Genomic DNA, 23,530 nt, shown 5'->3' with positions numbered 1-23,530 from the left:
TTTACATTATGATTAATGATTTACCAATAAGAAAGATAATTCATGTGGATATGGATGCATTTTACGCCTCCGTAGCACAGATGGATAATCCTGACCTTAAAGGTAAACCAATTGCTGTTGGAGGTGGTGGAACACGTGGAGTCGTTAGTGCTGCAAGTTATGAAGCACGAAAATTTGGTGTAAAAAGCGCCATGTCTGGTCGTTTAGCTATAAAATTATGTCCTGAACTTATTTTTGTAAAAACAGATTTTGAACGTTATACAGAAATTTCTAAACGCATACGTAACATATTTTTTGACTATACAGAGTTAGTTGAACCCTTATCTTTAGACGAAGCTTATTTAGATGTTACAGAAAACAAATTAGGCTTCCCTAGCGCATCTTTAATTGCAGAAGAGATAAGACAGCGCATTTTTAGAGAAGTTGGCTTAACGGCTTCTGCAGGCATATCTATCAATAAGTTTATTGCTAAAGTGGCTTGCGATTATAACAAACCCAATGGGCAACATACGGTAAACCCAGAAGATGTGCTTCAATTTTTAGCAGATTTAGACATTCGTAAATTTTATGGTGTCGGAAAAGTCACAGCTGAAAAAATGTATCTAAAGGGCATCTTTACTGGTAAAGATTTAAAAGCAAAATCTTTGGACTACTTAGAAGACCATTTCGGAAAATCAGGAAGCTACTATTACCACGTCGTTAGAGGTATACACAATAGTGAAGTCCGACCAAATAGAATACGTAAATCTTTAGCTGCAGAACGCACGTTTAATGAAAACCTTTCTTCTGAAATTTTTATGCTCGAAAAACTAGAGCATATCGCAGAAGAAGTATCTAAACGCTTACATAAAAACAATGTTTCAGGCAAAACCATTACCTTAAAAATAAAGTATAGCGACTTTACCTTGCAAACACGAAGTAAAACCTTGGCTTATTTTGTGCGCGATAAGGCTATAATACTAGAAACAGCTAAAGATTTGTTATATCAAAACACTTTAAATAATTCAGTTAGGCTTTTAGGTATTTCAATGTCTAATTTAAATACTAAGCCACAAAAAACTGAACCTTTAAAAGAAAACACTGTAAGTGTACAATTACAGTTTAAGTTTTAATTAGTTCCTCTACAAATATGGTCTAAAAACTACAATTCTCTATTTCAGAAACTCGTAACGTATTTACCATACCTTTATCTTGTATTGGCATTGCCGCTAAACTAATTAACATGTCACCAACTTCTAAATAGCCTTTTTTACACGCAATTCTATTCACATCCTCAATAGTTTCGTCTGTACTTACAAATTTGTCGTAGTAAAACGCTGTAACTCCCCAAAGAAGATTTAGTTGTGTTAGTATACGTTTGTTTGATGTAAACACTAAAATATGAGCAGATGGCCTCCATGCCGAAATCTGAAAAGCAGTATAACCACTGTTCGTTAATGTAGAAATTGCTTTAGCACTTATTTCATTGGCCATGTTTGCTGCGTGGAAACAAATAGCTTTTGTTATATAACGCTTCGTACGAATATGTGGAGGAGATTGTGGCACTTCAATTAATGGTGAATCTTCTACACTACGAATTATATTCGACATTTGGCGAATAACTTGTACTGGATATTGCCCAACCGAAGTCTCTCCAGATAACATAACAGCATCAGCTCCATCCATCACAGAATTGGCTACATCATTAACCTCTGCACGTGTTGGAGTTAAACTTGTAATCATTGTTTCCATCATTTGGGTGGCAATAATTACCGGAATTCTCGCACGTTTAGCTCTTAAAACGAGTTGTTTTTGTATTAATGGCACTTCTTCAGCAGGAATTTCTACACCCAAATCACCACGCGCAACCATTAAACCATCACAATACGCAACAATTTTATCGATATTTTCAACCGCTTCTGGCTTTTCAATTTTAGCTATTATTGGAATTTTATAATCACTATGCTCACTTATTAATTCCTCTAATTGCATTAAATCTTCTGCGTGTCGTACAAACGATAAGGCCATCCAATCTACCTTTTGACTAATCGCAAAAATGGCATCTTCAATATCTTTTTCAGTTAATGCTGGTTGTGAAATATTAGTATTTGGAAGGTTAACTCCTTTCTTAGATTTTAAAGGACCTCCTTGAATAACTCGTGCTTTAACTTCAGAAACTTTGTCTGTAGAAACAACTTCAAAAATTAATTTTCCATCATCTAATAGGATGCGTTCACCTGGTTGTGCATCTTGTGGAAAATTATCATAGGTCATGTAAACACGTTCTTTAGTGCCTTCGAAACGTTTACCTGTTGCAAAAATAATTTCGTCACCTTCATTTACAACCACTTCACCTTTCATGGTACCTACTCTTAATTTAGGTCCTTGAAGATCTCCTAAAATTGAAGCGTTATAACCAAACTCTTCATTAAGCTCTCTAATCATTTTTATACGTTCTTCAACGTCTTTATAATCGGCATGAGAGAAGTTAATTCTAAATACATTACAACCTTCATCTAGCATTGCTTTTAATACTTCTTTTGTACTTGTTGCAGGTCCTAAAGTTGCTACTATTTTTGTTTTCTTGTTTATTGACATTAATCTAAAATATTAAATGGTCTTTCGATTTTATTTTTAACGGATCTACCGTATAACTTGTTATAATTTGCGGAATGGCTTGTAACTTATTTAAGATCATTTTTTCATCTACATTCTGTATTTCGTCAGAAATTTTAATGAAATAATCAACCTTTTTATATTCGGAAATTAAATGGAATGTTTTAAGCACTTTTTCAGAAGCGCTAAATAACGTTCCTGTACTACTTAAACTATCCTCTTCTTTTTTACATATGTTAGAAATTAAATTCCATAACACATATTCCGTTTCATTATCCCATTCAAAAATACTGTATGAAGATTCTAAATACTTAAAATCGATATCTTGTTCCTTACGTTCTAACTTAAGCTCTAAATGCTTGTTGAGCAAATAAGCCAATCGATAATCTTCTATCCTACAATGAATCGCAATTAGTTTATAGGAATCATCATAGAAATCATCTACCTGAAGTTTGTGTAAAGCCATACAATTATAACTTTGAATGGTAAATATAGCACATTAATCGCTTAATTTAATTAAGAAAATGCTAAGATTAACACTTAAAATCTACGAAAACGTTATAGTTGCGTTGATTTATTTCTATTGAAGAATGAAACTTAATCCAGTTTAGTAATTTGAGTTTGTAAAGCAAAAAAGGCGCGTTTAGATGCTTTTTCTTCAGCCTTTTTCTTAGATGTTGCTCGCGCTTTAGATACCACTTTGTCATTAATAGTGAGTTTTACAGAAAAGTGTTTTAGCTCATCTTTTCCTGTATCTTCATACACTTCATAATCGAAAGTATTTTTTTCTTTCTGGCACCATTCTATCAATAAGCTCTTATAGCTAATGACTTTGCCTTCTAAAGATTCAATATCTACATGTGGATTAATAACACGTTTATAAATAAATTTTTCGCAGCAACTATAGCCTTTGTCTAAATAAATAGCACCAACTAAAGCTTCAAAAAGATTACCGTGTATGTTATTCCCAAAATTAGACGTTGGAATTCTACTTTCTACAAAATTAATAAGTCCTAATTCTTCACCTAATTTGTTGAGATGCTCTCTACTTACCACTTTAGAACGCATTTTTGTAAGATAGCCCTCGTCTCCATGAGGCACTTTTTCGAATAGATAAGCAGCAATGACAGAACCAAGAATAGCGTCACCTACAAACTCTAAACGCTCGTAATTAATAGGGTTTCCTTTATCGTCCTTTATATTCATAGAACGATGCGTAAACGCATTGATATAAAGAGACTTAGACTTGGGTTTAAACCCAATGATATCTTTAATTTTTAAAAAAAAATTCCCGTCTTTTTGAGAACGGGAATTTAATATGTTACGAATGAAGCTCATTCGGGATTTAATCTAATTTTTTAAATAATACACAAGCGTTGTGTCCGCCAAATCCAAAGGTATTACTCATAGCGACTTTAATATCTCGTTTCTGAGCTTTATTGAGCGTTAAATTTAATTCCGGATCTATGTTTTCGTCAACCGTTTCATGGTTTATTGTTGGTGGTACTAAACCATGCTTCATGGCTAAAATAGACGCAATTGCTTCTATAGCTCCAGCAGCACCCAACAAGTGACCTGTCATAGATTTTGTAGAATTAATATTTATATTTTTAGCATGACTGCCAAATACTTCGGATATAGCTTTTAATTCGGCAACATCACCCAATGGTGTTGATGTTCCGTGTGTATTAATATGATCTACATCTTCAGGATTTAAGCCTGCATTTTCTAAACAATTTTTCATTACCGCAACAACACCAATACCATCAGGATGTGGCGCTGTCATATGATATGCATCTGAAGACAAACCTCCACCTACAACTTCTGCGTAGATTTTAGCTCCTCTTGCTTTGGCGTGCTCATACTCTTCTAATACAATTGCACCTGCTCCTTCTCCCAATACAAAACCGTCTCGGTTAGCATCAAATGGTCTAGAAGCTGTTTCAGGGCTTTCGTTTCGAGTACTCATGGCATGCATAGCATTAAATCCTCCCATACCAGCAATAGTAACTGCCGCTTCACTTCCACCTGTTACAATCACGTCACAAGTCCCTAAACGAATAGTGTTTAAGGCATCGATCATTGAATTTGCAGAGGATGCACATGCAGATACTGTAGTATAGTTTGGACCCATAAAACCATATTTTATAGATATGTTTCCTGGTGCTATATCAGCAATCATTTTTGGAATAAAGCGTGGATTAAATCGAGGTGTTCCATCACCAGCAGCAAAGTTTAACACTTCATCCTGAAATGTCTCTAAGCCACCAATACCAGCTCCCCAAATTACACCCACTCTTAATTTGTTTATAACGTCTAGATCTAGTTTTGAGTCTGCAATTGCTTCATCAGAAGCCACCATTGCATACTGCGAAAACTTATCCATTTGTCGCGCTAACTTTCTGTCAATAAAGTCAGTAACCTCAAAGTTTTTTATTTCACAAGCGAATTGCGTTTTGAACTTTTCAGCATCAAAATGTGTTACACGAGCAGCACCACTTATTCCATTAATAAGAGCATCCCAATATTCATCTTTGGTATTACCTATAGGTGTTAGTGCACCTAAACCCGTTACTACGACTCGCTTTAATTCCATAAAATTGAGTTATTATTTTGCTTCTTCTATATAAGAAACCGCTTGACCAACTGTTGCTATATTCTCAGCTTGATCGTCTGGTATTTGAATATCGAATTCTTTTTCAAATTCCATGATTAATTCTACAGTATCTAATGAATCCGCTCCTAAATCGTTTGTGAAGCTTGCTTCAGTTACAACTTCGTTTTCATCAACACCTAATTTATCTACGATAATCGCTTTTACTCGTGATGCAATGTCTGACATAATTTTTTAATTTTAAGTTTTAATTAGATGGCAAAAATAAAAAACTTTATTTGATTATTCATCTTTACCGTTAAAATGTGTTTGTAATTTAGTAAAAAAAAAGATAATGTATTTTGGAATTACCCTAATTGTTAATTATTATTCTTTTTTTTGTTCGAATATTTAAGAAGAAATATACTTGTAAATGAAATGAGCTTAAACAAAAGTTGCAGTGCATTCTGTGATTTTTAAATTAGTGAATTCCATCAAACAATAATTTAAAATATAAACTAATTGATGAAACGTGTTGTAATTTTTGCGTCCGGAAGTGGCTCTAATGCTGAAAATTTAATTAAGTTTTTTTACAACAGCGATATTGCGTCTGTTATTCAGGTTTTAACTAACAATCCTCATGCCAAAGTCTTAGATCGCTGTAAAAAATTGAATGTTAGCGCATTATCATTTAACAGGACTGCCTTTTCAAAGTCAGATGATGTATTAAACCTATTAAAGGCATCACAACCAGATCTTATTGTATTGGCAGGTTTTCTTTGGAAGTTTCCTGAATTCATATTAAAAGAGTTCGAAAACAAAGTCATTAATATTCATCCTGCACTATTACCAAAGTATGGAGGAAAAGGCATGTACGGTATGAATGTTCACCAAGCTGTTGTTGAGAATAATGAAACTGAAACTGGGATTACAATCCATTACGTGAATGAAAACTATGATGAAGGAGCGATTATTTTTCAAGCAAAATGTGAAGTTTTAGCTTCGGACTCTGCGGACGATGTGGCTGGAAAGATTCATTCGTTAGAGATGGAGCATTTTCCGAGCGTAGTTAATGAGTTATTATTAAATTAATCAAATGTCGTGCTGAATGTTTTGAAGCATCGTTTTGAGATTCTTTATTTCATTCAGAATAACAACAGAGATTCCCGTTATCGCGAGAACTAAAGATGAGTAAAAAGAAAAAAAAATATTATACCGTTTGGAAAGGTCATAAAAAAGGAGTCTATACCTCTTGGAATGCCTGTAAATCTCAAATTAAAGATTATCAAGGTGCACAATACAAATCATTCCCCACACGTGATGAAGCCGAAAAAGCATTAAAAGGGAATTATTTTGATTATATAGGAAAAAATAAATCGTTTTCCAGTGGACTTTCTGAAACAGAACTCAAAAAAATAGGGCAACCCAATTATAATTCTATTTCTGTAGATGCAGCGTCAAGCGGAAATCCAGGCATTATGGAATACAGAGGTGTAGATACCAAAACAAAAAAACAACTCTTTCATCAAGGGCCTTTTGAACAAGGCACTAATAATATTGGTGAATTTTTAGCTTTAGTCCATGGGTTAGCGTTTTTAAAACAGCATAAAAGTGATCGCATTATGTACACCGATTCTAGAACAGCTATGAGTTGGGTACGCAAAAAATCATGTAATTCTAAACTCCCGCGTAACACCAAAAACAAACCTGTTTACGACTTAGTAGATCGTGCTGTACAATGGTTAAAAACAAACGATTACTCTACTACTATTGTAAAGTGGGAAACTAAGGCTTGGGGCGAGATTCCTGCAGATTTTGGCAGGAAATAACGAATCACAACACGTTAGTTAACCAATAGGCTATCTAGTAATTTTAATCTAAAAAAATGGGCTATTAATTAAATTAACATTTAATTAATAGCCCATTAAGATTATATGTAATGGATATTATTTAAGAATTACTTTTTCAGTAAGTTCTTGCACACCATTATTTAATTTAACAATATAAATACCTGTTGTTAATTGCGATGCATTAATTTCGTTTGAATCTGAGCCTACTGAGATATTAGAAGACATTACCGCACGACCTAAACTATCATAAACATTAACCTGAGTTGTCGCTAACAATTCACCTTTAACAAAAATCTTATGGTTGGCTGCATATAAGCTTAGTGTATTTACATCATTATCGATTAGAGATAACGTTTCGGTACCTATATTTAAATAAAATCTTCCAGTTCCATTAATTGCAGTATCTGCTGTAAATGTGTAATCTCCTTGATTTAATAATGTATATGTATTTTCAACATTATCTTCAAGATAAACTTCTGCACTTGCTGGCAGAGTAGATATCTCAATACTAAACGTTATTTGTTGTCCTTGCGATGCTTTAAGACCTAATGGAATACGAACAGAACTAAGATCTGTAGATCCTAAACTTTGAATCGCCATGCTTGTTCCAACATTATCTTCAACTAAATGTGAGTACAATGAAAAATCAAGAGAAGCCTCTCCAAAAAGTCTGGCATCATAACCAGGATCTAAGCCTCGAGTAGAATTCTCATTAAAATATATTTCTGTTGCAAAATCACCGCCAGCATGTTCTGCCTTTAGTCTTACCATTTCATTTACATTATCGCTTCTTCCTAATATAAAATCATCAGAGCCACTAAAAACACGCATTGCAGGTGTAAAACTTATTACATTAGAAGCTTCAGTAAAATCATTAGCAAGTAAAAAACCTTGACCAGGAGTTATATTAAGATCTGTATTAACCAATCTATTAATTATTGTAAAATTACCAATAATACCAGTACCAGACTGTGTACCACTGTTATAACCATATATACCTGTAGCATCTACTGCTAATTGATCTTCATTTTCTTCTAAAAACAAAGAAGAATTTAAATACGTTGGATATGGATTACCAACTGAGTTCCAGTTTTTTGGATTACCATCTGCCTCTGGTGCAATAATTGGATCTGTAGTCGTAATAGTTACAGTTTCTGTATCTTTAGATATAGTACCTGAAAATCTTAAAGTCTCTCCTAAATTAGAAGCTGCTCTATAACCAACGGCACGCTCTAACACGTCGCCATTACCCGGAGTAGCTGAAGCGTAATTAGTATAAGACTGATTCGCATTATTATAAGGACCAAACCCATATACAGAGCCATTTGTAGGAATAGACGCTGAGTTGACAGTTGAGCCATAGTCTGCACTATAGTTTAAAAAATCACCAAAAGTAACACTTGCAGTTTTAACTGGTAATGAAATTAAATCATTACCTCCATTTTCTCCAGTAGTTCCTACAACATTGACATATCGGTCATAATTAACTACTGTTGAAGGCGTAATGGTGCCATCTAACATAACGCTAGAAAAACTATCTGATGTAGATTTTAGGTTTAATTCTGCTGCAGATAATGTTGTACCACCTTTTATTGAAACAGACGTACCAGGAGCAACAGTCATAGTACTAGATAAATCTTGAGCGTCAATATTTAAGCTATAGAATATTGAAAATAATACTAAAAAATTGTATTTCATGTGAGTTAAGTTTTAAGGGAGAAGATGCAATAAACGTTAATAATTCTAATTAATCAAATGAAATTATAATTAATTAAGTTTCCAAACCACCTAAAACCTATCTTACATCCTTATTGTCAGGTGTTTATGTTTTAATAAAATAATTTATCGTATTTACTCTAAAAGCGAACTTACGTTACATCTGCAAACATTATATTTAATACGTTATGCCGAAATCGACATATTGAGCATATGTCAATTCATAAACACAAAAAAAGTAACCCCGTCATCATAGCACACTAATTAATGTAAAAAGATCAAAACTAAACGCGCAAATTCAAACGTATCATTCGTAAATAATTGCGCATAAAATTTGATACTTAATAATTTTAGTGTTTATTTGTCTCTAAAATCTCATAATTTTATAGTATAATGAAAGTAAACTTAACCCTATTAGGCCTGTTTTTAATCTTTACAACCCTAAGCTTTTCACAAGTAGGTATTGGTGTAGAAGATCCAGATGCATCTAGTATTTTAGAATTAAAAAGTAGCGATAAAGGCTTATTATTACCTAGACTTACAACTGCTGAGCGCGATTTAATTTCATCTCCCGCTGAAGGTCTAACTATTTATAATACCACTACCGAGAGTCTTGAGGTCTACGAATTAAGTTCAACAAGTTGGAAACGTTTATCTAAAGAAGAAAATGGCACACCTTCTTTAACAATGTATAAAAATTTAGATGGAGCATCAGGCTCTATTACTTCTTCAAATGGAAGTGCAAACTTTACTCAATTTCCACTTGGAACTACTGAAATTACAGAAATTGATTCTGAATATTTTAACGTCATAGGAGATGGTGAAATTGAAATTCTTAAAACAGGTAGTTATTTAATTAACGGTAGTTTCTCAGTTAGAAATTTAAGAAGCGGAAGTAACAAATACATTCTTGCTGTTTTTATAGGTACCCAGCGTATAGGTTATATGGCAAGAGGTTTTGCAACATCAACATCTCAAGATTATTTTGGTGTATCAGGTACTTTTCAATATCATTTTACAGCAGGAGACAATGTAAATATTAAATATTTAATTGATAATGGATCTAGCAATCTAAATGGTGATTTATTACATATTGGTATAAATAAATTATAAGTAACAATCAAGATTAAATTATAATCTAGAATTATAATTAAAAAGGCTACAATTTTAAATTGTGGCTTTTTTAATTTCATCTTATTTAAGACATAAAAACTCAATCACTAATTGATAAATTTCATGTTTCACAAGGAATATATTTTACGTAAATTTGCACTTTAATTCAAACAGCTTCTATGAGTAAATTAGTAATTGTTGGCACTGTAGCCTTTGATGCCATTGAAACACCATTTGGTAAAACCGATAAAATCCTTGGTGGTGCTGCAACATATATAGGTTTATCTGCCTCAAATTTTAATGTAGATTCTGCTGCAGTTTCTGTAGTTGGCGGCGATTTTCCTCAAGACTATTTAGACCTTTTAAAAAATAGAAATATTGACATTGAAGGTATAGAAATTGTAAACGAAGGAAAAACCTTCTTCTGGAGTGGAAAATACCATAATGACATGAACTCTCGTGACACTTTAGTCACTGAGCTGAATGTATTAGAACATTTTAATCCGGTTGTACCAGATAGCTACAAAGATTCTGACGTTGTTATGTTAGGAAATTTACATCCACTAGTACAACAAGGCGTGTTAGATCAAATGTCTAAAAAGCCTAAATTAGCCATTTTAGATACCATGAATTTTTGGATGGATATCGCATTAGACGACTTGCTTTCTGTAATTAAAAATGTAGATGTTATCACTATTAATGACGAAGAGGCAAGACAACTATCTGGTGAATACTCTTTAGTAGTTGCAGCAAGAAAGATTCATGAAATGGGTCCAAAGTATGTTGTCATTAAAAAAGGAGAACACGGAGCATTATTATTTCATAATGGTAATGTATTCTATGCTCCTGCGCTTCCATTAGAAGAAGTATTTGATCCAACAGGTGCAGGTGATACCTTTGCTGGTGGATTTGCTGGTTATTTAGCAAAAACAGGAGATTTTTCTTTTGAAAACATGAAAACAGCTGTTATTTACGGCTCTACTCTAGCCTCTTTCTGTGTTGAAAAATTTGGAACAGAGCGCATGCAAAACCTAACGGACAAAGAAATTTACAAACGATTAGACCAATTTAAGAGTCTAACTCAATTTGATATCGAATTAACATAAACTAACGCGCTCAAAATTGAGCGCGTTTTTCTTTAGTGCTGAATTTATTTCAGTACCTTCTGAATACAAAAAATTAATAGCCGAAAAATTAATCATGAGTGATGCGTTAAAACATGAGTGTGGAATTGCACTTATTAGACTTTTAAAACCATTAGAATACTATAAAGAAAAGTATGGAAGTGCTTTTTATGGTGTTAACAAAATGTATTTAATGATGGAAAAACAGCACAACCGTGGACAGGATGGAGCTGGATTTGCAAGCATTAAATTAGACGTAAAACCAGGTGAACGCTATATCAGTAGAGTACGATCTATAGCGCAACAACCTATTCAAGATATTTTTGCTCAAATTAATGAACGTATTAATGATGAGTTGACCAAACATCCAGAATATCAAAATGATGTTGAATTACAAAAAAGTAAAATTCCATACATTGGTGAAGTTTTATTAGGTCATGTGCGTTATGGTACCTATGGAAAAAATAGTGTAGAAAGTGTTCATCCGTTTTTAAGACAAAACAATTGGATGCACAGAAATCTCATCGTCGCTGGTAACTTTAACATGACTAATGTTAATGAACTTTTTGATAATCTTATTGAAATAGGTCAGCACCCAAAAGAAAAAGCAGATACCATTACTGTAATGGAAAAAATTGGCCATTTCTTAGATGATGCCGTTTCTAAAATTTATAAAGATCTTAAAAAAGAGGGCTACAATAAAAATGAATGTTCACCTTTAATTGCTGAACGCCTAAAGGTTAGTAAAATATTAAAGCGAGCTGCTAAAAACTGGGATGGTGGTTATGCTATGGCTGGTTTACTAGGTCATGGTGATTCTTTTGTATTAAGAGATCCTTCTGGTATTAGACCAACTTACTATTATAAAGATGATGAAATTGTTGTTGTAGCTTCTGAACGCCCTGTAATTCAAACGGTATTTAATGTCCCTTTTGAAGCGGTTAAAGAATTAGAACCTGGACATGCCATTATCACCAAAAAATCTGGTAAAACCAAAATTAAAAAGATATTAGAACCGTTAGAACGAAAAGCGTGTTCTTTTGAACGTGTCTATTTTTCACGTGGAAGTGATGCAGAAATTTACCAAGAACGTAAAATGCTTGGTAGTTTATTAATGCCTAAAGTTCTTGAAGCCATTAATAACGACACTAAAAATAGTGTGTTTTCATATATACCGAATACCGCAGAAACGTCCTTTTATGGAATGATTGAAACCGTTGAAGATCATCTCAACGAAAAGAAAACACAATCCATTCTCAATGGCGGTGGCAAACTATCTTCAGAAAAGGTAACAGAAATCTTATCTGAACGTCCCAGAATTGAAAAAATAGCCATTAAAGATGTTAAACTAAGAACTTTTATTACTGAAGATAGTAGTAGAGACGATTTGGTGGCACACGTTTATGATGTTACTTATGGTGTTATTAAACCAACAGATAACTTAGTTATAATAGATGATAGTATTGTAAGAGGTACCACACTAAAAAAGAGTATCATTAAGATGATGGACCGATTAAACCCTAAGAAAATTGTTGTGGTTTCTTCGGCTCCTCAAATCCGCTACATAGATTGTTATGGTATAGACATGGCAAACCTTGAAACCTTAATTGCTTTCAGAGCTGCTCTAGAATTATTAAAAGATAATAATCAATATCATATTGTAGAAGAGATTTACAAGAAGTGTGTAGCACAGGTCGAGATGAAGGATAAGAAGATTGTAAATTATGTAAAGGAGATCTATAGTCCATTTACAGATGAACAAATTTCTGAAAAAATATCAGAGTTATTGGGTGGTGAAAACATAAATGCTGAAGTTAAAATTATTTTTCAACCTGTTGAAAACTTGCATAAAGCATGTCCTAAAAACTTAGGAGATTGGTACTTTACTGGAGATTATCCAACTCCTGGAGGTAATAGAGTTGTCAATAGAGCTTTTATTAATTTTTATGAGGGCAATAATAGACGCGCCTACTAAAACACACATTTACAGCACCTTTAATCCGATTAATTAAGTGCTTAATCGGATTAAATTGCATTTCGTCGGATAATTGATTCGTTTTAACAAATTAAATATACATTGGTATCACCATAACATAAGTAGGTTAAGTTCATGGTAGATTTGGGGCAAAAAAAGGTGAACTTCGTTCGCCTTTTTTTATGCCCTTTATTAAAGTGTTACTTTAAACCTTAAAATTTGCCGAAAAGCCTATTTTAACACTTAATATTCCATAAAAACAACACTTTCCACGCTTAGACTAATTTATAGGTCGTTTATCCAAAAAATACTAAAATTACAATAGTGTACTATTATATTTGACTCACCATAACATAAGTAGGTTAAGTTTATGGTAGATTTGGGGCAAAAAGGATGAACGTCTGTTCATCCTTTTTCATTTTCTAGTGTTTCCTAAATAGCTTCTTTTATACTCTTTACAAAACAAAAAAGCAGACCAACCGAAGTCAGTCCACCTTTTTTCCTTTCTAAGGTTAAACATTTTAGACCTGCAAGGTTTTTGAAACCTGCTAGGTCATTTTTTATAGATTATAAAATTGATTTCTAGTGTTATAAAGCAATTGATTAACCTTTTCAGTATTTGGTCGGTCAATTAAGTTTGAATTAGTGTAGATCTCATCAAGTTCCGATTTCATTTTTTCAGCTTTATGGACTAAATCATCGTATTCAAATTCGGCATTTTTTATCGATAGCAGAAAATCTCTATCTAGTCTTCTAACATTTATCGCATTGGTTAAACCAATTTCTTTAGCCATATGTAACAAACGAAACGTATGCATCATGTTTTTTGCATCGTAATTTTTACTGTGCGAAATATTACTTTTATAACGCTCTTCATTTCTTTTCTCGACCCAATTCCAATATTCTGCATATTTTTTGCAATAGGTTGAATAGCCATCAACATTAAAATATAAAACTGCAACTGGCTTCTCAGGTTTCGGTACCAAACTTAAGCAAACTTCATTGGCATTCGGTCTAGAAATTCCATTATAATTTAAGTTTTCATTATAAAATAGATTATAACAATCTTTCATATGAGACAATTTAACCAGTCCAAAATGTTGAGGCATTAGGCTCTTATCTGTAATAAAACCCTTAAAAGGAACGGATTGTTTTTCATCTCTAACATAACAAAAATCTTCAACGGACTTTCTTTCTTTATCCACAGGATTTACGATTTTCTTATTTAAGCCTCTTGCCTTTTTTATCTGTGTAAAAGCATAATTAGCAAATGTATTTTTGCAAAGTTTTGATAAAAAATCTTCTTTTTTAATGGAATCAAAAATGGGATGTTTATAAAGCACACATTCTTCAGGAACATTTAAAAGCTCCATTATATTAGGATTATTTTTTAAAAGCAATTCCACAAATTTGTTTAACTCATAATAAGCGATATCATTGGTTTCGTTATTAATTTGCCCAACATAATTTAAAGAATAGAATTCTTCTTTAGGTAAAATAAACACGCCTCTGATATCGGTATCAGAAGTGGCAGTATCTAAGCCATAAGCCCTACTGCCACTAATACTTTCAAAAATTATTGATCCTGATTTTTTTAAATCTTCAATTGTCATTTTATTTCTTTTAAGAAGAATTCATTAAACTCTTCAGGATTAGCATTCTTGTTTTTCAAGTCATTTTTAACGCTATTGTTTTCTGCAATAATAACTCGTACTAAATTTATTAAAATAGCATCAACTGGTTTAGAACTTTTTTCAATTTCCAGACTTTTTAAAACTATTAAATCGTTTAAGATTGAATGAAATTCCGCATCGATTATTGGATATAAGTCAGTAAACAATACTGGTGGAATCGTTCCTTTTTTATAAACCCAATTCGCACACAAAGCGGTTCTTATAGCATAGAAAAAACTCTTTAAAGTCATTTCTTCAGTATCAAGTGTTTCTTCAAAACCTTTGCTCATACTATGATAGTGATAAAACCCAGACACAGGATTAAAATTGTTCTGTGCTAAAATTCTTATTTCATTTAAAAACGTTTGATCAGCACGATAAACAATAGGCGAAAATAGCCAACCTAAAAAAGAAGCGTTAGATTTTGCTAACAGCTTTAAGGCTTTACGAAATTCCCAACCAGAACCATCTAAATCATCTTCGTTCATAAATTCTATAGTATCTTTTTGTTCCCAAAGGTTGAGATACCATTCTTTTTTATGCTTATAAACAAAACGTATATCATAATCTGAATCTGGTGATTCAAATCCCCAGGCTCTACTTCCAGATTCTACTGCAAATAGTATTTCTATGTTCTTATCTTTCTCTATTTGAGAGAGTTTTTCAAGTATTTTAGTTTTCATTTTGTAAGTATATAATTTTAAAAAGCAGACCAACCGAAGTCAGTCCACCTTTTTTCCTTTCTAAGGTTAAACATTTTAGACCTGCAATGTTTTAAAAACCTGCGAGGTCTTACTATTTTCTACTTTTAGAGTTTTTACGTTTCTCACGTCGTTTTTTCCACGGTGCATTCTTCTGCCAATCTCCAGCCATAATACAACCATAAGGCATTACTTCGTCAATGACTTTTCCTAGGTTAAATTCGTCCATTTGGGCTCTAACCGTATTGGCATTTTTGTAAGCCGATGGCAACTCAGTAATGTCAATTTCTTTTGAGAAAAATCGGATATCTAATCCACGCGTTTCTTCTTTAAAGATTTGCATGATTGTACCTGTTTTGCTTTTTCTATGTTGGGTTCTACTTACGTTTCTACCTGCGCCATGTGGTGCAAACCCTAAATTGGTGTTGGTGGTATTACCTTCAACAATCAAAACAGGTTCAGACATATTTAACGGAATCAATCTTGGTCCTGTAATGTCTGGCATAAACTTAGGGTCTAAAGGTGTTGCGCCTTTAGCATGGTAAAATAAATCACCATCTTTAAAGACAAAATTATGCTCGTTCCAGTAACGGTTTTCAATCTCTAGTTCTAAAGTTTCTGCCACGGAATTATGCAATACTTCATGATTGGTTTTTGTCCAATCTCTTATAATCTGCAAAGCATCCCAATACGCTTGTCCCTCTTCTGTTTCAAACGGAATCCACGCATTTTGCTTTTTGGTATCTGGTGACAATTCCTTTCTGAAACGTTCTGCTATTTTCATGCCTTTGGTATACAATTTTGCACCAGGACCTCTTGAACCATGATGTGTCACTAACATGGTGTTTCCTGTGTTTTTAGATTTACCAACAAACAAGAAATGGTTACCATCGCCTTGCGTTCCTAAATGTGACCTTGCGATTTGCATCATGTTACCATCATTCAAGAAATAGTTAGACTCAAAAGCGTTTAATAATTCCTTTGGAAATCTGAATTGCGAATCTCTATCGCGTCCACCAGGACCAAAATGAGTATTAGTATGTGCTGCATCTAAAATAGCCTTTGGGTCTGCTTTTCCGAAATCGGTTAACATTACCGAACAGCAAATATCTGCACTATGCATGCCTGGATGAATGGCGTTTTTTGCTACGGCAACACCACCCACTGGAATTGTTCCATCTGGACCAGTTGGACAAGCATCTGGCATAATGGCGCCATTGACCAATGTTGGTGTTTTCATTAGGGTTTGCATGGAATTAATCACCTTATCTACGTTGTCTTTTTCTTCTTCGTTTTCTGCTTTGATATTTATTGAAAAGTCAATTGGTGTGTTGTGTAATGCTATTGGGTCTGGCGATTTGAATTGCTCTAAATAGGTTTCCATTTCTTTACCTTCGAGTTTGTTTTCGTTGATATGTGCAATGGCTTCTTTCATCCATTTGCCTTGTCTGTAACCTAGGGCTTTTAAATCGTGACCTGTTATTTTTTTATTTGTTTCCATATTCATTTCCCACGAAAGTGGGAACCTTTTAATTAATAGTTTTCTTTAATGAGATTCTTCGCTTTGTACTTCGACTGCGCTCAGTGTGACACTCAGAATGACATTTTAATTACACTACAAATATTATAGTCTGTTACGCGTTGTTTTTGCGTAGTTGTTTTTTATCCTGCAAGGCATGTGCTGAACTTGATTCAGTATCTATTCTTGTAGGTATTGTTTTTTTATTTTTGTTCATTTTGCCTTGATGCAAAACCCTTCGACTACGCTCAGGATAAACCAAGCCAAAAAATCACGGTCAATCCAAGGAATTTTCAGTTTTTCAAACTGAAACCGATTTGAAAACTTCGCGTCGAACTTCGTTCTCCTGATTTCGAAGCTTTTCTTCATCTATTCTGCGCCTTGACGTTCAATTCTATGAATTGATTTAGGATTTGAGATTTTACTTATTTTGTTTTCAATCCTTGTGTTCTTGTTCTCTTACTTGTATTTAAATGTTCCTTGCTCTGCGTTAGCGATAGAAACGGCATCCTTTTGCCTTTTTGCAAAAGATATAGTGGAAAGCGCGACCCTCTGAAGTTCTTTTGCGAAAGAGGGTAACGCCCAAAACAGAAATCTACTTTGATATAAAAGGTTTTAAAAAACTATCTTTTTCTAAATTCTCCAAAGAGAAATCAAAATCTGCTTCGTCTTTATAATCTGTAATCTCAGCACCTAAAGTTCTCACCAAATTATCAAATGACAAAGGTTCGTTCCATTGTTGGTACAAGGCTTTGGTTGCTAAAGTTGATACTTCAGAATTACCAGAAACTCTAGTATTACCTGCGCCAAAATTTAATAATACAAAACATTGCTTATCTTTTTTAGGGATTAACATGCCCAAAATAGTTTGCTTCTGTACAGATTCACATTTAATGTCAGCAAAAACTTTGTTTGGGTTCATCATGTAATCTTTAGAGATATTAGCTCCTTTACCAATTACAATTTTGTAACCGCAATCTGCAGTTCCGTTATATACATTATTTTGAATCAAAGCAGGTACATTCAATCCTTTATTGGCATATAAATATTCTACAGCTCCATTTGGTGCTGAGGTAATATCACCAGAATACATTAGGTTACCTTGTTGTTGGTTATAAGTTGTATTCCAACCTATTTTACCAGCAATATTTATACCAGATAAATCCAAATCGCGCGCTCCCCAGGCATCTTCCCAATAAATACCAACCGCTAACTTTTTACCATAAAAACGTGTACCAGTAGGAATGTTACCTACATACAATTTTTCTGATGTTGGCAAAGCGTAAGTAATATCCTCTGGAAAAAACAAACACTTACCAGACAAATTAAAACGTTGCTTTAAATAGTTAAGTAAAAACTGATAATTTTCCTTGAATACATTATTTTCTACAACTGCTTTTTTGTGCTTACCAGTTTTATTTCTCTTTAAAAGGTTAGCGAGCAAATTTGTACTACTTGTAGTGGAAACATCATTGGTTTTTACCCAAGATTTACCGTTTCTAATTCTGTATAAAAAGGCATCTTGACCTTGTTTTCTTGTGTAACAAGCAGACAAAGCTTTGAACAAAGCAAAAGGTGTTGCGTTATCTAACCAGTGTACATCTTTATCAGTTAGTAATGTATTTGTAACATCGTTTAACGGATTAGAAACTAATGGCTTGTGATATGTTTTAGATAGCTTACTAATTTTATTAATCGTTTTTGGTGCCTTGCTTTTGAATGCCAAAAACAGAGGTTTAAATCGGTTAAAGATTTCAGCAAGTTTTTCTAGTCCAAAATTGTTAAATGCTTGCGTTGGGTTGTATGAACTGTTCTTAATCAATTCAATTAACGCATCATTTTTAATTAACAAAGTCGTATCAGTTGCTCTATAGATTATGTATCTAAAAAACTCAACAGCATTCTCTGGATAAATATTATAAAACTCGGCTAATTTTACAATAGCTTCTTTGTTCTTAATATTTTCTTTTCCAGTAAAAGTATAGCCTAATTCATCTATTAAAACAATGATTAATTCATCTACGGTATCTTCTTTTAAGGCCATGCCAGATTTTAATAAAGCCAAACATTTTTGCTTCATTATATCAGCAGAATATGCATTAATAACTTTATAGTTAAGCTTTACATTTGGAATGCTTAAAACTTCTTCAGGAATATAAATATCATCCTGAAAATCACTTCCATAGGTTGACATATAGTGATTAATCTGTTCTATACACAATTCGAAAGTAGAGCTATTCTTGATTTTACTCCATGATTTGTGAAAGGTTTTATTCAAATCACTGCCATTTAGTTTTTCAGCTTTTAAAAAAGCAATGATTCTGTCTTTTGCCCAAAGTGCATTTGGTGCTATAATGTAACCTTCATCTGAGATGTATGGCTTTTCGTTTGATGTTTTCGCTACTACAGCGCTAAATAATTTTAATGTGTTCATAATATTAATTTTTAAATAAGTGAGGTGTATGGTTTTGATTAACAGTCAATGAATAGGAACACCTTTTACCTATTATGTTTAAAGACGAAGAGTAATAAATCATGCTCCTAAGAGCGATGAGGGGAAATTATAGGAACTCTAGTTGTCTTTTAAGACGAAGCGTAAATTAGCCTCAAGCTCTTTCGAGCTCTGGAATCGAACCAGATTATAGGAACGCTTTATGTCTTTTACTAACGGAAAGTAATTTCTCCAATGAATGTTATAGGAACTTTCTGTGTCAGTAATTTTTGTTGTAGTCCAGGTGGGAATCGAACCCACGACACACGGATTATGAATCTTTATAGGAACCTTTTTGTGCTGATGGCGAAAAGTATTCGTTGCTCTACCTTCTGAGCTACTGGACTATTTTTTATGTTAAAGAACGTTTTATTAAACTCTGCCAGCCTCATTATCTGGCAGAGCACTACTTTTAAAGTCTGATTCCAAAGAGACTTCTTATTAATTACAATGCAAATATTCTACGCTATTGCGCAATGTTTTTGCGTAGTTAAAAATATTTCAAAATTTATTGATTTTCATAAACTTTATCTCTTCTGTCTTTTTCTTTTACAGCTCCTATGACTTTGTTTTCGTAATCTCCAGTCAATTTATTTGTTGTCGAATCAACGCCTCCCCAAAGTTTATCTGGTTTGCCATTATCAATAGGCTCAACGAAATAAGTGATACCTGTAATCTTAGAACTGACGATAAGTCGTCCTGTTTTTGTCTGTTCTGGTTAAAAATCTTTTAGTTAATACTTGTCATTTCATCGTTTATTATTTTATAATCTATAAAGTTGAGATGCTGAAACAAGTTCAGTATGACAAAGTTGTAGGCTAGGTTATTATTTCTTTTTTTTCTTCTTCTTTCTGCTTTTAGATTTCTTCTTCTTTGGTTTCATTTTGTTCTTAATTCTTGAAATTTCAGAATTTACAGTACAGATAAATCCATCGTTATATCCAAAAATTTTAGCCTTTTTTAGTGCTTTTATAGCTTTTTTATAGGCTTGAAGATTTTCAAATAATTGCCCTTGAAACATATAAACTTCGCCTTTGTTCAGTCCTTTTACAGTAAAGGCAAAGTCGATTAGCTTTTGAGCTTCTTTATAATCTTCGTTCCATATCAACACTAAAATGTAGTGCGAATACACCTTGTGAAAATCTAGTTTGTTAGCCAAAGCTTCTGCATAATACTGCTTGGCTTTTTCGTAATCGCCAAATTGTTCGGCTTGTAAACGTCCCATTAAATACAAAGCATAAGCGTTGTTAGCTTCGTAGGATAAGGCGTAGTTTAGATTTTCTACAGTTTCTTCTAGTTCGTATGGATAAGCATCTATGGCTTTAAGCACATAATTGTTTAATAAATTGGTGTCCATTTTTTATTTGTCCTGAACTATTTTCAGGTTTTCTTAATTATTAATTTCTTTAGAATTGAATTGAGATGCTTCGACTACGCTCAGCATGACATTGAGATTCGATTTTTATAATTACTGTTTGTGGAAAGATGTTTAGCAGAAATGCTAATTGTGAGATTCTGAAATTAATTCAGAATAAAAAAAAATCCGAAACAGTATTTAACTGGCTTCGGATTTTCATTTATAAGTTTGAAAAGTTTATCTAACGATAATCACGAAGCCTCACAAAAGGCAGAATTCCTTTTGGATCGATTTGATATGTTATAAATAAACTCATAGTTTCTAATTTTTAATTCAACTTGTATTTTTGGTTGTGCTTCGATTGCGCTCAGCATGACATTGCGATGCAAATATAAAGATGAATATTTCTAATTTCCAAATAAAAAATAAGTTTATTTTATTGATTATCAGTGTTTTATGGTGGTTTTTGAGTATAGAATTCCTGTCCGCAAATGGCAGATTACCTAAAGAATTGAAGCGTAGTTATTTGTGTTTTAGGCATGCATAATTAATAACTTGAAAAAAATTAATAAAAAAAGCATCCTTTTTTATGAGGATGCTTTTTAAACTTGACTATTTTTAGTTTTCACCTATTTCTCTACATTACAGAAATAGCTTTTCAGCATCCGATTATGTAAATTTTGTATTGTCATAGGTTGTTTTTTCTTTGTTTATAGGTGCAAATATGGTCATTTTTTTTGAAATGAAAAGTTTTAGGAACTACGTAATCCTTTTGCGTATTGTTTTTATTCGTTTAAATTTATAAGTTCAGACCTGTCAGGTTTTTGAAACCTTACAGGACTCTTAACGGAAATAAATGATATGGCAGTAAATAAAAACGCATTAATTAGATATAAAACCATTGATAAGTGTCTTCAAAATCAGTTTAGACAATGGACACTTAACGATTTAATAGAAGCAGTTTCTGATGCGCTGTATGAATATGAGGGTAAAGATATTAATGTTAGCAAACGTACGGTTCAGTTAGATTTACAAATGATGCGAAGTGATAAGTTGGGTTATAATGCGCCAATTGTGGTCTATGACCGAAAGTATTATAAGTATGAGGATGCTGATTATAGTATAGTAAAAATTGCTGTAACTGATAAAGATGTGAAAGTTATGAATGAAGCCATTCAGTTACTGAAACAATTCAAGGATTTCTCATTGTTTCAAGAAATGGATGGTGTATTACAGCGGTTAGAAGATTCAGTAAATTCAACTCAAAAGGATAGACGTGCTATTATTCATTTAGATAAAAATGAGCAATTAAAAGGTCTTGAATATATAGATGTTTTATACAATGCCATACAATCGAAAAAAGTGATTGAAGTCACTTATAAATCTTTTAAAGCACGAAAAGCCAGTGTAATGAAAGTACATCCGCAATTACTTAAAGAATTTAATAATCGATGGTTTCTACTGTGTGCACGAAACGGAAAATATATCACTTTGGCTTTAGACAGAATTACTGAAATAGTAAAACTTGAAAACGAATTTTATGATGATTTTCAAATTGATGGCGACGAATATTACAAAGAAGTGATTGGAGTAACGGTTTCAAATTCTCGAGCGGAACGCATTCAGTTTAAAATAGACTTGAAAAATGCACCTTACGTGATTACAAAACCATTTCACTCCTCACAACGTATGATTGAAAAAACAAATGATGGTATGATTTTCAATATTTTTGTTCAAATTAATTTTGAGTTAGAACGTCTCATTTTAGGTTTTGGTGATAGTATTGAAGTGTTGAAGCCATTAAAATTGAGAAATAGAATGCTTAAAAAATTGAAAACTTCAGTAAAGAACTATGAAGAAATTGACAAGTAAATTGTGGTTCCTTTTTCTAATCGGATGTCATGAGTTATAAAAATAGATTCCGAATTATATTCTGCTTCAATCAACCAAGAACTACCATTAAAATAAGACCTTTTTACAAGTGCTTTTAAATCGGATTCCTCAACGATTTTAAGCTGATTTGCATACACAATTCCATAAGGCTCAATCACATTAAACTCACCAAAAAATGAGGCTATTAAAGGTAGTTTAGGGTTTTTGTAAATGTTTTGAGGAGTATCTTTTACAATAATCTCAGCGTTATGAATAACCAATAACTGATCTGCAAAACCAAGGACATCATTTTTATCATGAGTAGCGACAACACAAGCGATGTTTTTTTGTTTTAAATATTTAAAAATACTACGTCTAAGCGATTGTTTTTTAAAATTATCTATGTGACTAAAAGGCTCGTCTAATAATAAGATCTCGGGTTGTTTAGCTAAGGCTCTCGCAATGGCAACGCGTTGTTTTTGGCCTCCGCTTAATAGTTTTACTTTAGTGTTAGCAAAGGCTTCAAGTTCTACAACTTTAATGAGTTCGTCTGTTCGTCTTTGCTTTTCTTCAGGATAAAAACGCGACAAATGTTTACCTATGTTTTCTTCAACTGTAGTCACTGGCATTAAATCGAATTCTTGGGTGACGTATTTCATAAAATCATACCCAACCACTAAGTTGTATTTGGGTCCTAGGATTTCTTCGTCCTTCCAAAATATTTGCCCTTGTTTTAAATCGTATTCGCCATAGATTAATTTCAACAAAGTACTTTTACCAGAGCCACTTTCTCCAATAATAGCAAGATTTTCTCCAGCTTTGACTGTAAAATCAATTGCTTTTAAAACCTTAGTTTTTGAATATCCAAAAGTGACATTTTTTACCTGAAGCATAATGCAAATATAAATGTTTCAAAAAATTAACTAGCATAAAAAAACCGCTTGATTTCTC

At 32.9% G+C, this 23,530-nt stretch carries 19 protein-coding genes and 1 tRNA gene; 7 read left to right on the top strand and 13 right to left on the bottom strand.

The genetic code is table 11. The annotated features are described in order from the left end of the window. The first annotated feature begins 8 nt into the window (after positions 1-8). On the top strand, positions 9-1,112 hold the full coding sequence (gene dinB / locus ITJ86_RS04825) for a DNA polymerase IV (protein ID WP_195870472.1): 1,104 nt from the start codon (positions 9-11) through the stop codon (positions 1,110-1,112). Between the two features lie 22 nt (positions 1,113-1,134). On the opposite strand, the gene pyk is transcribed toward dinB, so the two are convergent. The 5 genes from pyk to ITJ86_RS04800 all read right to left on the bottom strand — a co-directional run bounded on the left by pyk (position 1,135) and on the right by ITJ86_RS04800 (position 5,437). Continuing rightward, positions 1,135-2,577: a pyruvate kinase gene (gene pyk, locus ITJ86_RS04820; RefSeq protein WP_195870471.1), complete on the bottom strand. Its 1,443-nt coding sequence runs from the start codon at positions 2,575-2,577 to the stop codon at positions 1,135-1,137. A gap of 4 nt (positions 2,578-2,581) precedes the next feature. Further along, positions 2,582-3,061 (bottom strand): IPExxxVDY family protein, encoded by a 480-nt coding sequence (locus tag ITJ86_RS04815; protein WP_195870470.1) that lies wholly within the window; start codon positions 3,059-3,061, stop codon positions 2,582-2,584. A gap of 131 nt (positions 3,062-3,192) precedes the next feature. Further along, positions 3,193-3,933, bottom strand: coding sequence for a ribonuclease III (gene rnc, locus ITJ86_RS04810; RefSeq protein WP_195870469.1), 741 nt, complete (start codon positions 3,931-3,933; stop codon positions 3,193-3,195). A 7-nt stretch (positions 3,934-3,940) separates the two neighbouring features. Then, on the bottom strand, positions 3,941-5,191 hold the full coding sequence (gene fabF, locus ITJ86_RS04805; protein WP_195870468.1) for a beta-ketoacyl-ACP synthase II: 1,251 nt from the start codon (positions 5,189-5,191) through the stop codon (positions 3,941-3,943). Positions 5,192-5,203: 12 nt separating this feature from the next. After that, positions 5,204-5,437: an acyl carrier protein gene (locus tag ITJ86_RS04800; protein ID WP_013750595.1), complete on the bottom strand. Its 234-nt coding sequence runs from the start codon at positions 5,435-5,437 to the stop codon at positions 5,204-5,206. A 276-nt stretch (positions 5,438-5,713) separates the two neighbouring features. Between ITJ86_RS04800 and purN the strand changes: the two genes are divergently transcribed. Then, the gene (gene purN, locus ITJ86_RS04795; protein WP_195870467.1) at positions 5,714-6,280 is read left to right on the top strand and encodes a phosphoribosylglycinamide formyltransferase; all 567 of its coding nucleotides are present in this window, start codon (positions 5,714-5,716) and stop codon (positions 6,278-6,280) included. Positions 6,281-6,375: 95 nt separating this feature from the next. Continuing rightward, complete coding sequence (locus tag ITJ86_RS04790) at positions 6,376-7,017, top strand: ribonuclease H1 domain-containing protein (RefSeq protein WP_195870466.1); 642 nt, start codon at positions 6,376-6,378, stop codon at positions 7,015-7,017. 117 nt (positions 7,018-7,134) lie between these two features. Here ITJ86_RS04790 and ITJ86_RS04785 read toward each other — a convergent pair whose 3' ends face one another. Next, positions 7,135-8,736 carry a T9SS type A sorting domain-containing protein gene (locus ITJ86_RS04785; RefSeq protein ID WP_195870465.1) on the bottom strand — a complete coding sequence of 534 codons (1,602 nt, stop codon included), beginning with the start codon at positions 8,734-8,736 and terminating at the stop codon, positions 7,135-7,137. Between the two features lie 411 nt (positions 8,737-9,147). Between ITJ86_RS04785 and ITJ86_RS04780 the strand changes: the two genes are divergently transcribed. The 3 genes from ITJ86_RS04780 (at position 9,148) to ITJ86_RS04770 (ending at position 12,966) form a co-directional block, all read left to right on the top strand. Continuing rightward, entirely contained in the window at positions 9,148-9,867 is a 720-nt protein-coding gene (locus tag ITJ86_RS04780) for a hypothetical protein (RefSeq protein WP_195870464.1), read from the top strand. A 179-nt stretch (positions 9,868-10,046) separates the two neighbouring features. Beyond that, complete coding sequence (locus tag ITJ86_RS04775) at positions 10,047-10,973, top strand: PfkB family carbohydrate kinase (RefSeq protein ID WP_195870463.1); 927 nt, start codon at positions 10,047-10,049, stop codon at positions 10,971-10,973. A 94-nt stretch (positions 10,974-11,067) separates the two neighbouring features. Then, on the top strand, positions 11,068-12,966 hold the full coding sequence (locus ITJ86_RS04770) for an amidophosphoribosyltransferase (protein ID WP_195870533.1): 1,899 nt from the start codon (positions 11,068-11,070) through the stop codon (positions 12,964-12,966). A gap of 560 nt (positions 12,967-13,526) precedes the next feature. Here ITJ86_RS04770 and ITJ86_RS04765 read toward each other — a convergent pair. The 6 genes from ITJ86_RS04765 to ITJ86_RS04740 form a co-directional block, all read right to left on the bottom strand. Then, positions 13,527-14,579, bottom strand: a complete 1,053-nt coding sequence (locus ITJ86_RS04765) for a nucleotidyltransferase domain-containing protein (protein ID WP_195870462.1) — start codon at positions 14,577-14,579, stop codon at positions 13,527-13,529. Next, positions 14,576-15,322, bottom strand: a complete 747-nt coding sequence (locus ITJ86_RS04760) for a nucleotidyltransferase domain-containing protein (protein ID WP_195870461.1) — start codon at positions 15,320-15,322, stop codon at positions 14,576-14,578. The genes ITJ86_RS04765 and ITJ86_RS04760 overlap by 4 nt, the downstream gene beginning before the upstream one ends. A 112-nt stretch (positions 15,323-15,434) precedes the next feature. Continuing rightward, complete coding sequence (locus ITJ86_RS04755; RefSeq protein ID WP_195870460.1) at positions 15,435-16,841, bottom strand: RtcB family protein; 1,407 nt, start codon at positions 16,839-16,841, stop codon at positions 15,435-15,437. A 613-nt stretch (positions 16,842-17,454) separates the two neighbouring features. Continuing rightward, positions 17,455-19,293: a hypothetical protein gene (locus tag ITJ86_RS04750; protein WP_195870459.1), complete on the bottom strand. Its 1,839-nt coding sequence runs from the start codon at positions 19,291-19,293 to the stop codon at positions 17,455-17,457. Positions 19,294-19,586: 293 nt separating this feature from the next. Further along, positions 19,587-19,697, bottom strand: a tRNA-Met gene (locus tag ITJ86_RS04745). Positions 19,698-20,176: 479 nt separating this feature from the next. Beyond that, positions 20,177-20,707 carry a hypothetical protein gene (locus ITJ86_RS04740; protein ID WP_195870458.1) on the bottom strand — a complete coding sequence of 177 codons (531 nt, stop codon included), beginning with the start codon at positions 20,705-20,707 and terminating at the stop codon, positions 20,177-20,179. An 861-nt stretch (positions 20,708-21,568) separates the two neighbouring features. Here ITJ86_RS04740 and ITJ86_RS04735 point away from each other — a divergent pair. Beyond that, positions 21,569-22,579 carry a helix-turn-helix transcriptional regulator gene (locus ITJ86_RS04735; RefSeq protein ID WP_195870457.1) on the top strand — a complete coding sequence of 337 codons (1,011 nt, stop codon included), beginning with the start codon at positions 21,569-21,571 and terminating at the stop codon, positions 22,577-22,579. Here the strand turns inward: ITJ86_RS04735 and ITJ86_RS04730 are convergent. Next, positions 22,558-23,472 (bottom strand): ABC transporter ATP-binding protein, encoded by a 915-nt coding sequence (locus ITJ86_RS04730; RefSeq protein ID WP_195870456.1) that lies wholly within the window; start codon positions 23,470-23,472, stop codon positions 22,558-22,560. The genes ITJ86_RS04735 and ITJ86_RS04730 overlap by 22 nt on opposite strands. Positions 23,473-23,530: the final 58 nt, after the last annotated feature.

This window comes from Winogradskyella marina (assembly GCF_015645385.1).
GTDB lineage: Bacteria > Bacteroidota > Bacteroidia > Flavobacteriales > Flavobacteriaceae > Winogradskyella > Winogradskyella marina.
The sequence above is the reverse complement of the archived record's forward strand: the minus strand, read 5'-3'. Positions and strand labels throughout refer to the sequence as shown.

Bases quoted from the DNA above. Each gene is read 5' to 3' on its own strand.
- dinB (WP_195870472.1), top strand. From the start codon at position 9: ATGATTAATGATTTACCAATAAGAAAGATAATTCATGTGGATATGGAT.
- pyk (WP_195870471.1), bottom strand. From the start codon at position 2,577: ATGTCAATAAACAAGAAAACAAAAATAGTAGCAACTTTAGGACCTGCA.
- ITJ86_RS04815 (WP_195870470.1), bottom strand. From the start codon at position 3,061: ATGGCTTTACACAAACTTCAGGTAGATGATTTCTATGATGATTCCTAT.
- rnc (WP_195870469.1), bottom strand. From the start codon at position 3,933: ATGAGCTTCATTCGTAACATATTAAATTCCCGTTCTCAAAAAGACGGG.
- fabF (WP_195870468.1), bottom strand. From the start codon at position 5,191: ATGGAATTAAAGCGAGTCGTAGTAACGGGTTTAGGTGCACTAACACCT.
- ITJ86_RS04800 (WP_013750595.1), bottom strand. From the start codon at position 5,437: ATGTCAGACATTGCATCACGAGTAAAAGCGATTATCGTAGATAAATTA.
- purN (WP_195870467.1), top strand. From the start codon at position 5,714: ATGAAACGTGTTGTAATTTTTGCGTCCGGAAGTGGCTCTAATGCTGAA.
- ITJ86_RS04790 (WP_195870466.1), top strand. From the start codon at position 6,376: ATGAGTAAAAAGAAAAAAAAATATTATACCGTTTGGAAAGGTCATAAA.
- ITJ86_RS04785 (WP_195870465.1), bottom strand. From the start codon at position 8,736: ATGAAATACAATTTTTTAGTATTATTTTCAATATTCTATAGCTTAAAT.
- ITJ86_RS04780 (WP_195870464.1), top strand. From the start codon at position 9,148: ATGAAAGTAAACTTAACCCTATTAGGCCTGTTTTTAATCTTTACAACC.
- ITJ86_RS04775 (WP_195870463.1), top strand. From the start codon at position 10,047: ATGAGTAAATTAGTAATTGTTGGCACTGTAGCCTTTGATGCCATTGAA.
- ITJ86_RS04770 (WP_195870533.1), top strand. From the start codon at position 11,068: ATGAGTGATGCGTTAAAACATGAGTGTGGAATTGCACTTATTAGACTT.
- ITJ86_RS04765 (WP_195870462.1), bottom strand. From the start codon at position 14,579: ATGACAATTGAAGATTTAAAAAAATCAGGATCAATAATTTTTGAAAGT.
- ITJ86_RS04760 (WP_195870461.1), bottom strand. From the start codon at position 15,322: ATGAAAACTAAAATACTTGAAAAACTCTCTCAAATAGAGAAAGATAAG.
- ITJ86_RS04755 (WP_195870460.1), bottom strand. From the start codon at position 16,841: ATGGAAACAAATAAAAAAATAACAGGTCACGATTTAAAAGCCCTAGGT.
- ITJ86_RS04750 (WP_195870459.1), bottom strand. From the start codon at position 19,293: ATGAACACATTAAAATTATTTAGCGCTGTAGTAGCGAAAACATCAAAC.
- ITJ86_RS04740 (WP_195870458.1), bottom strand. From the start codon at position 20,707: ATGGACACCAATTTATTAAACAATTATGTGCTTAAAGCCATAGATGCT.
- ITJ86_RS04735 (WP_195870457.1), top strand. From the start codon at position 21,569: ATGGCAGTAAATAAAAACGCATTAATTAGATATAAAACCATTGATAAG.
- ITJ86_RS04730 (WP_195870456.1), bottom strand. From the start codon at position 23,472: ATGCTTCAGGTAAAAAATGTCACTTTTGGATATTCAAAAACTAAGGTT.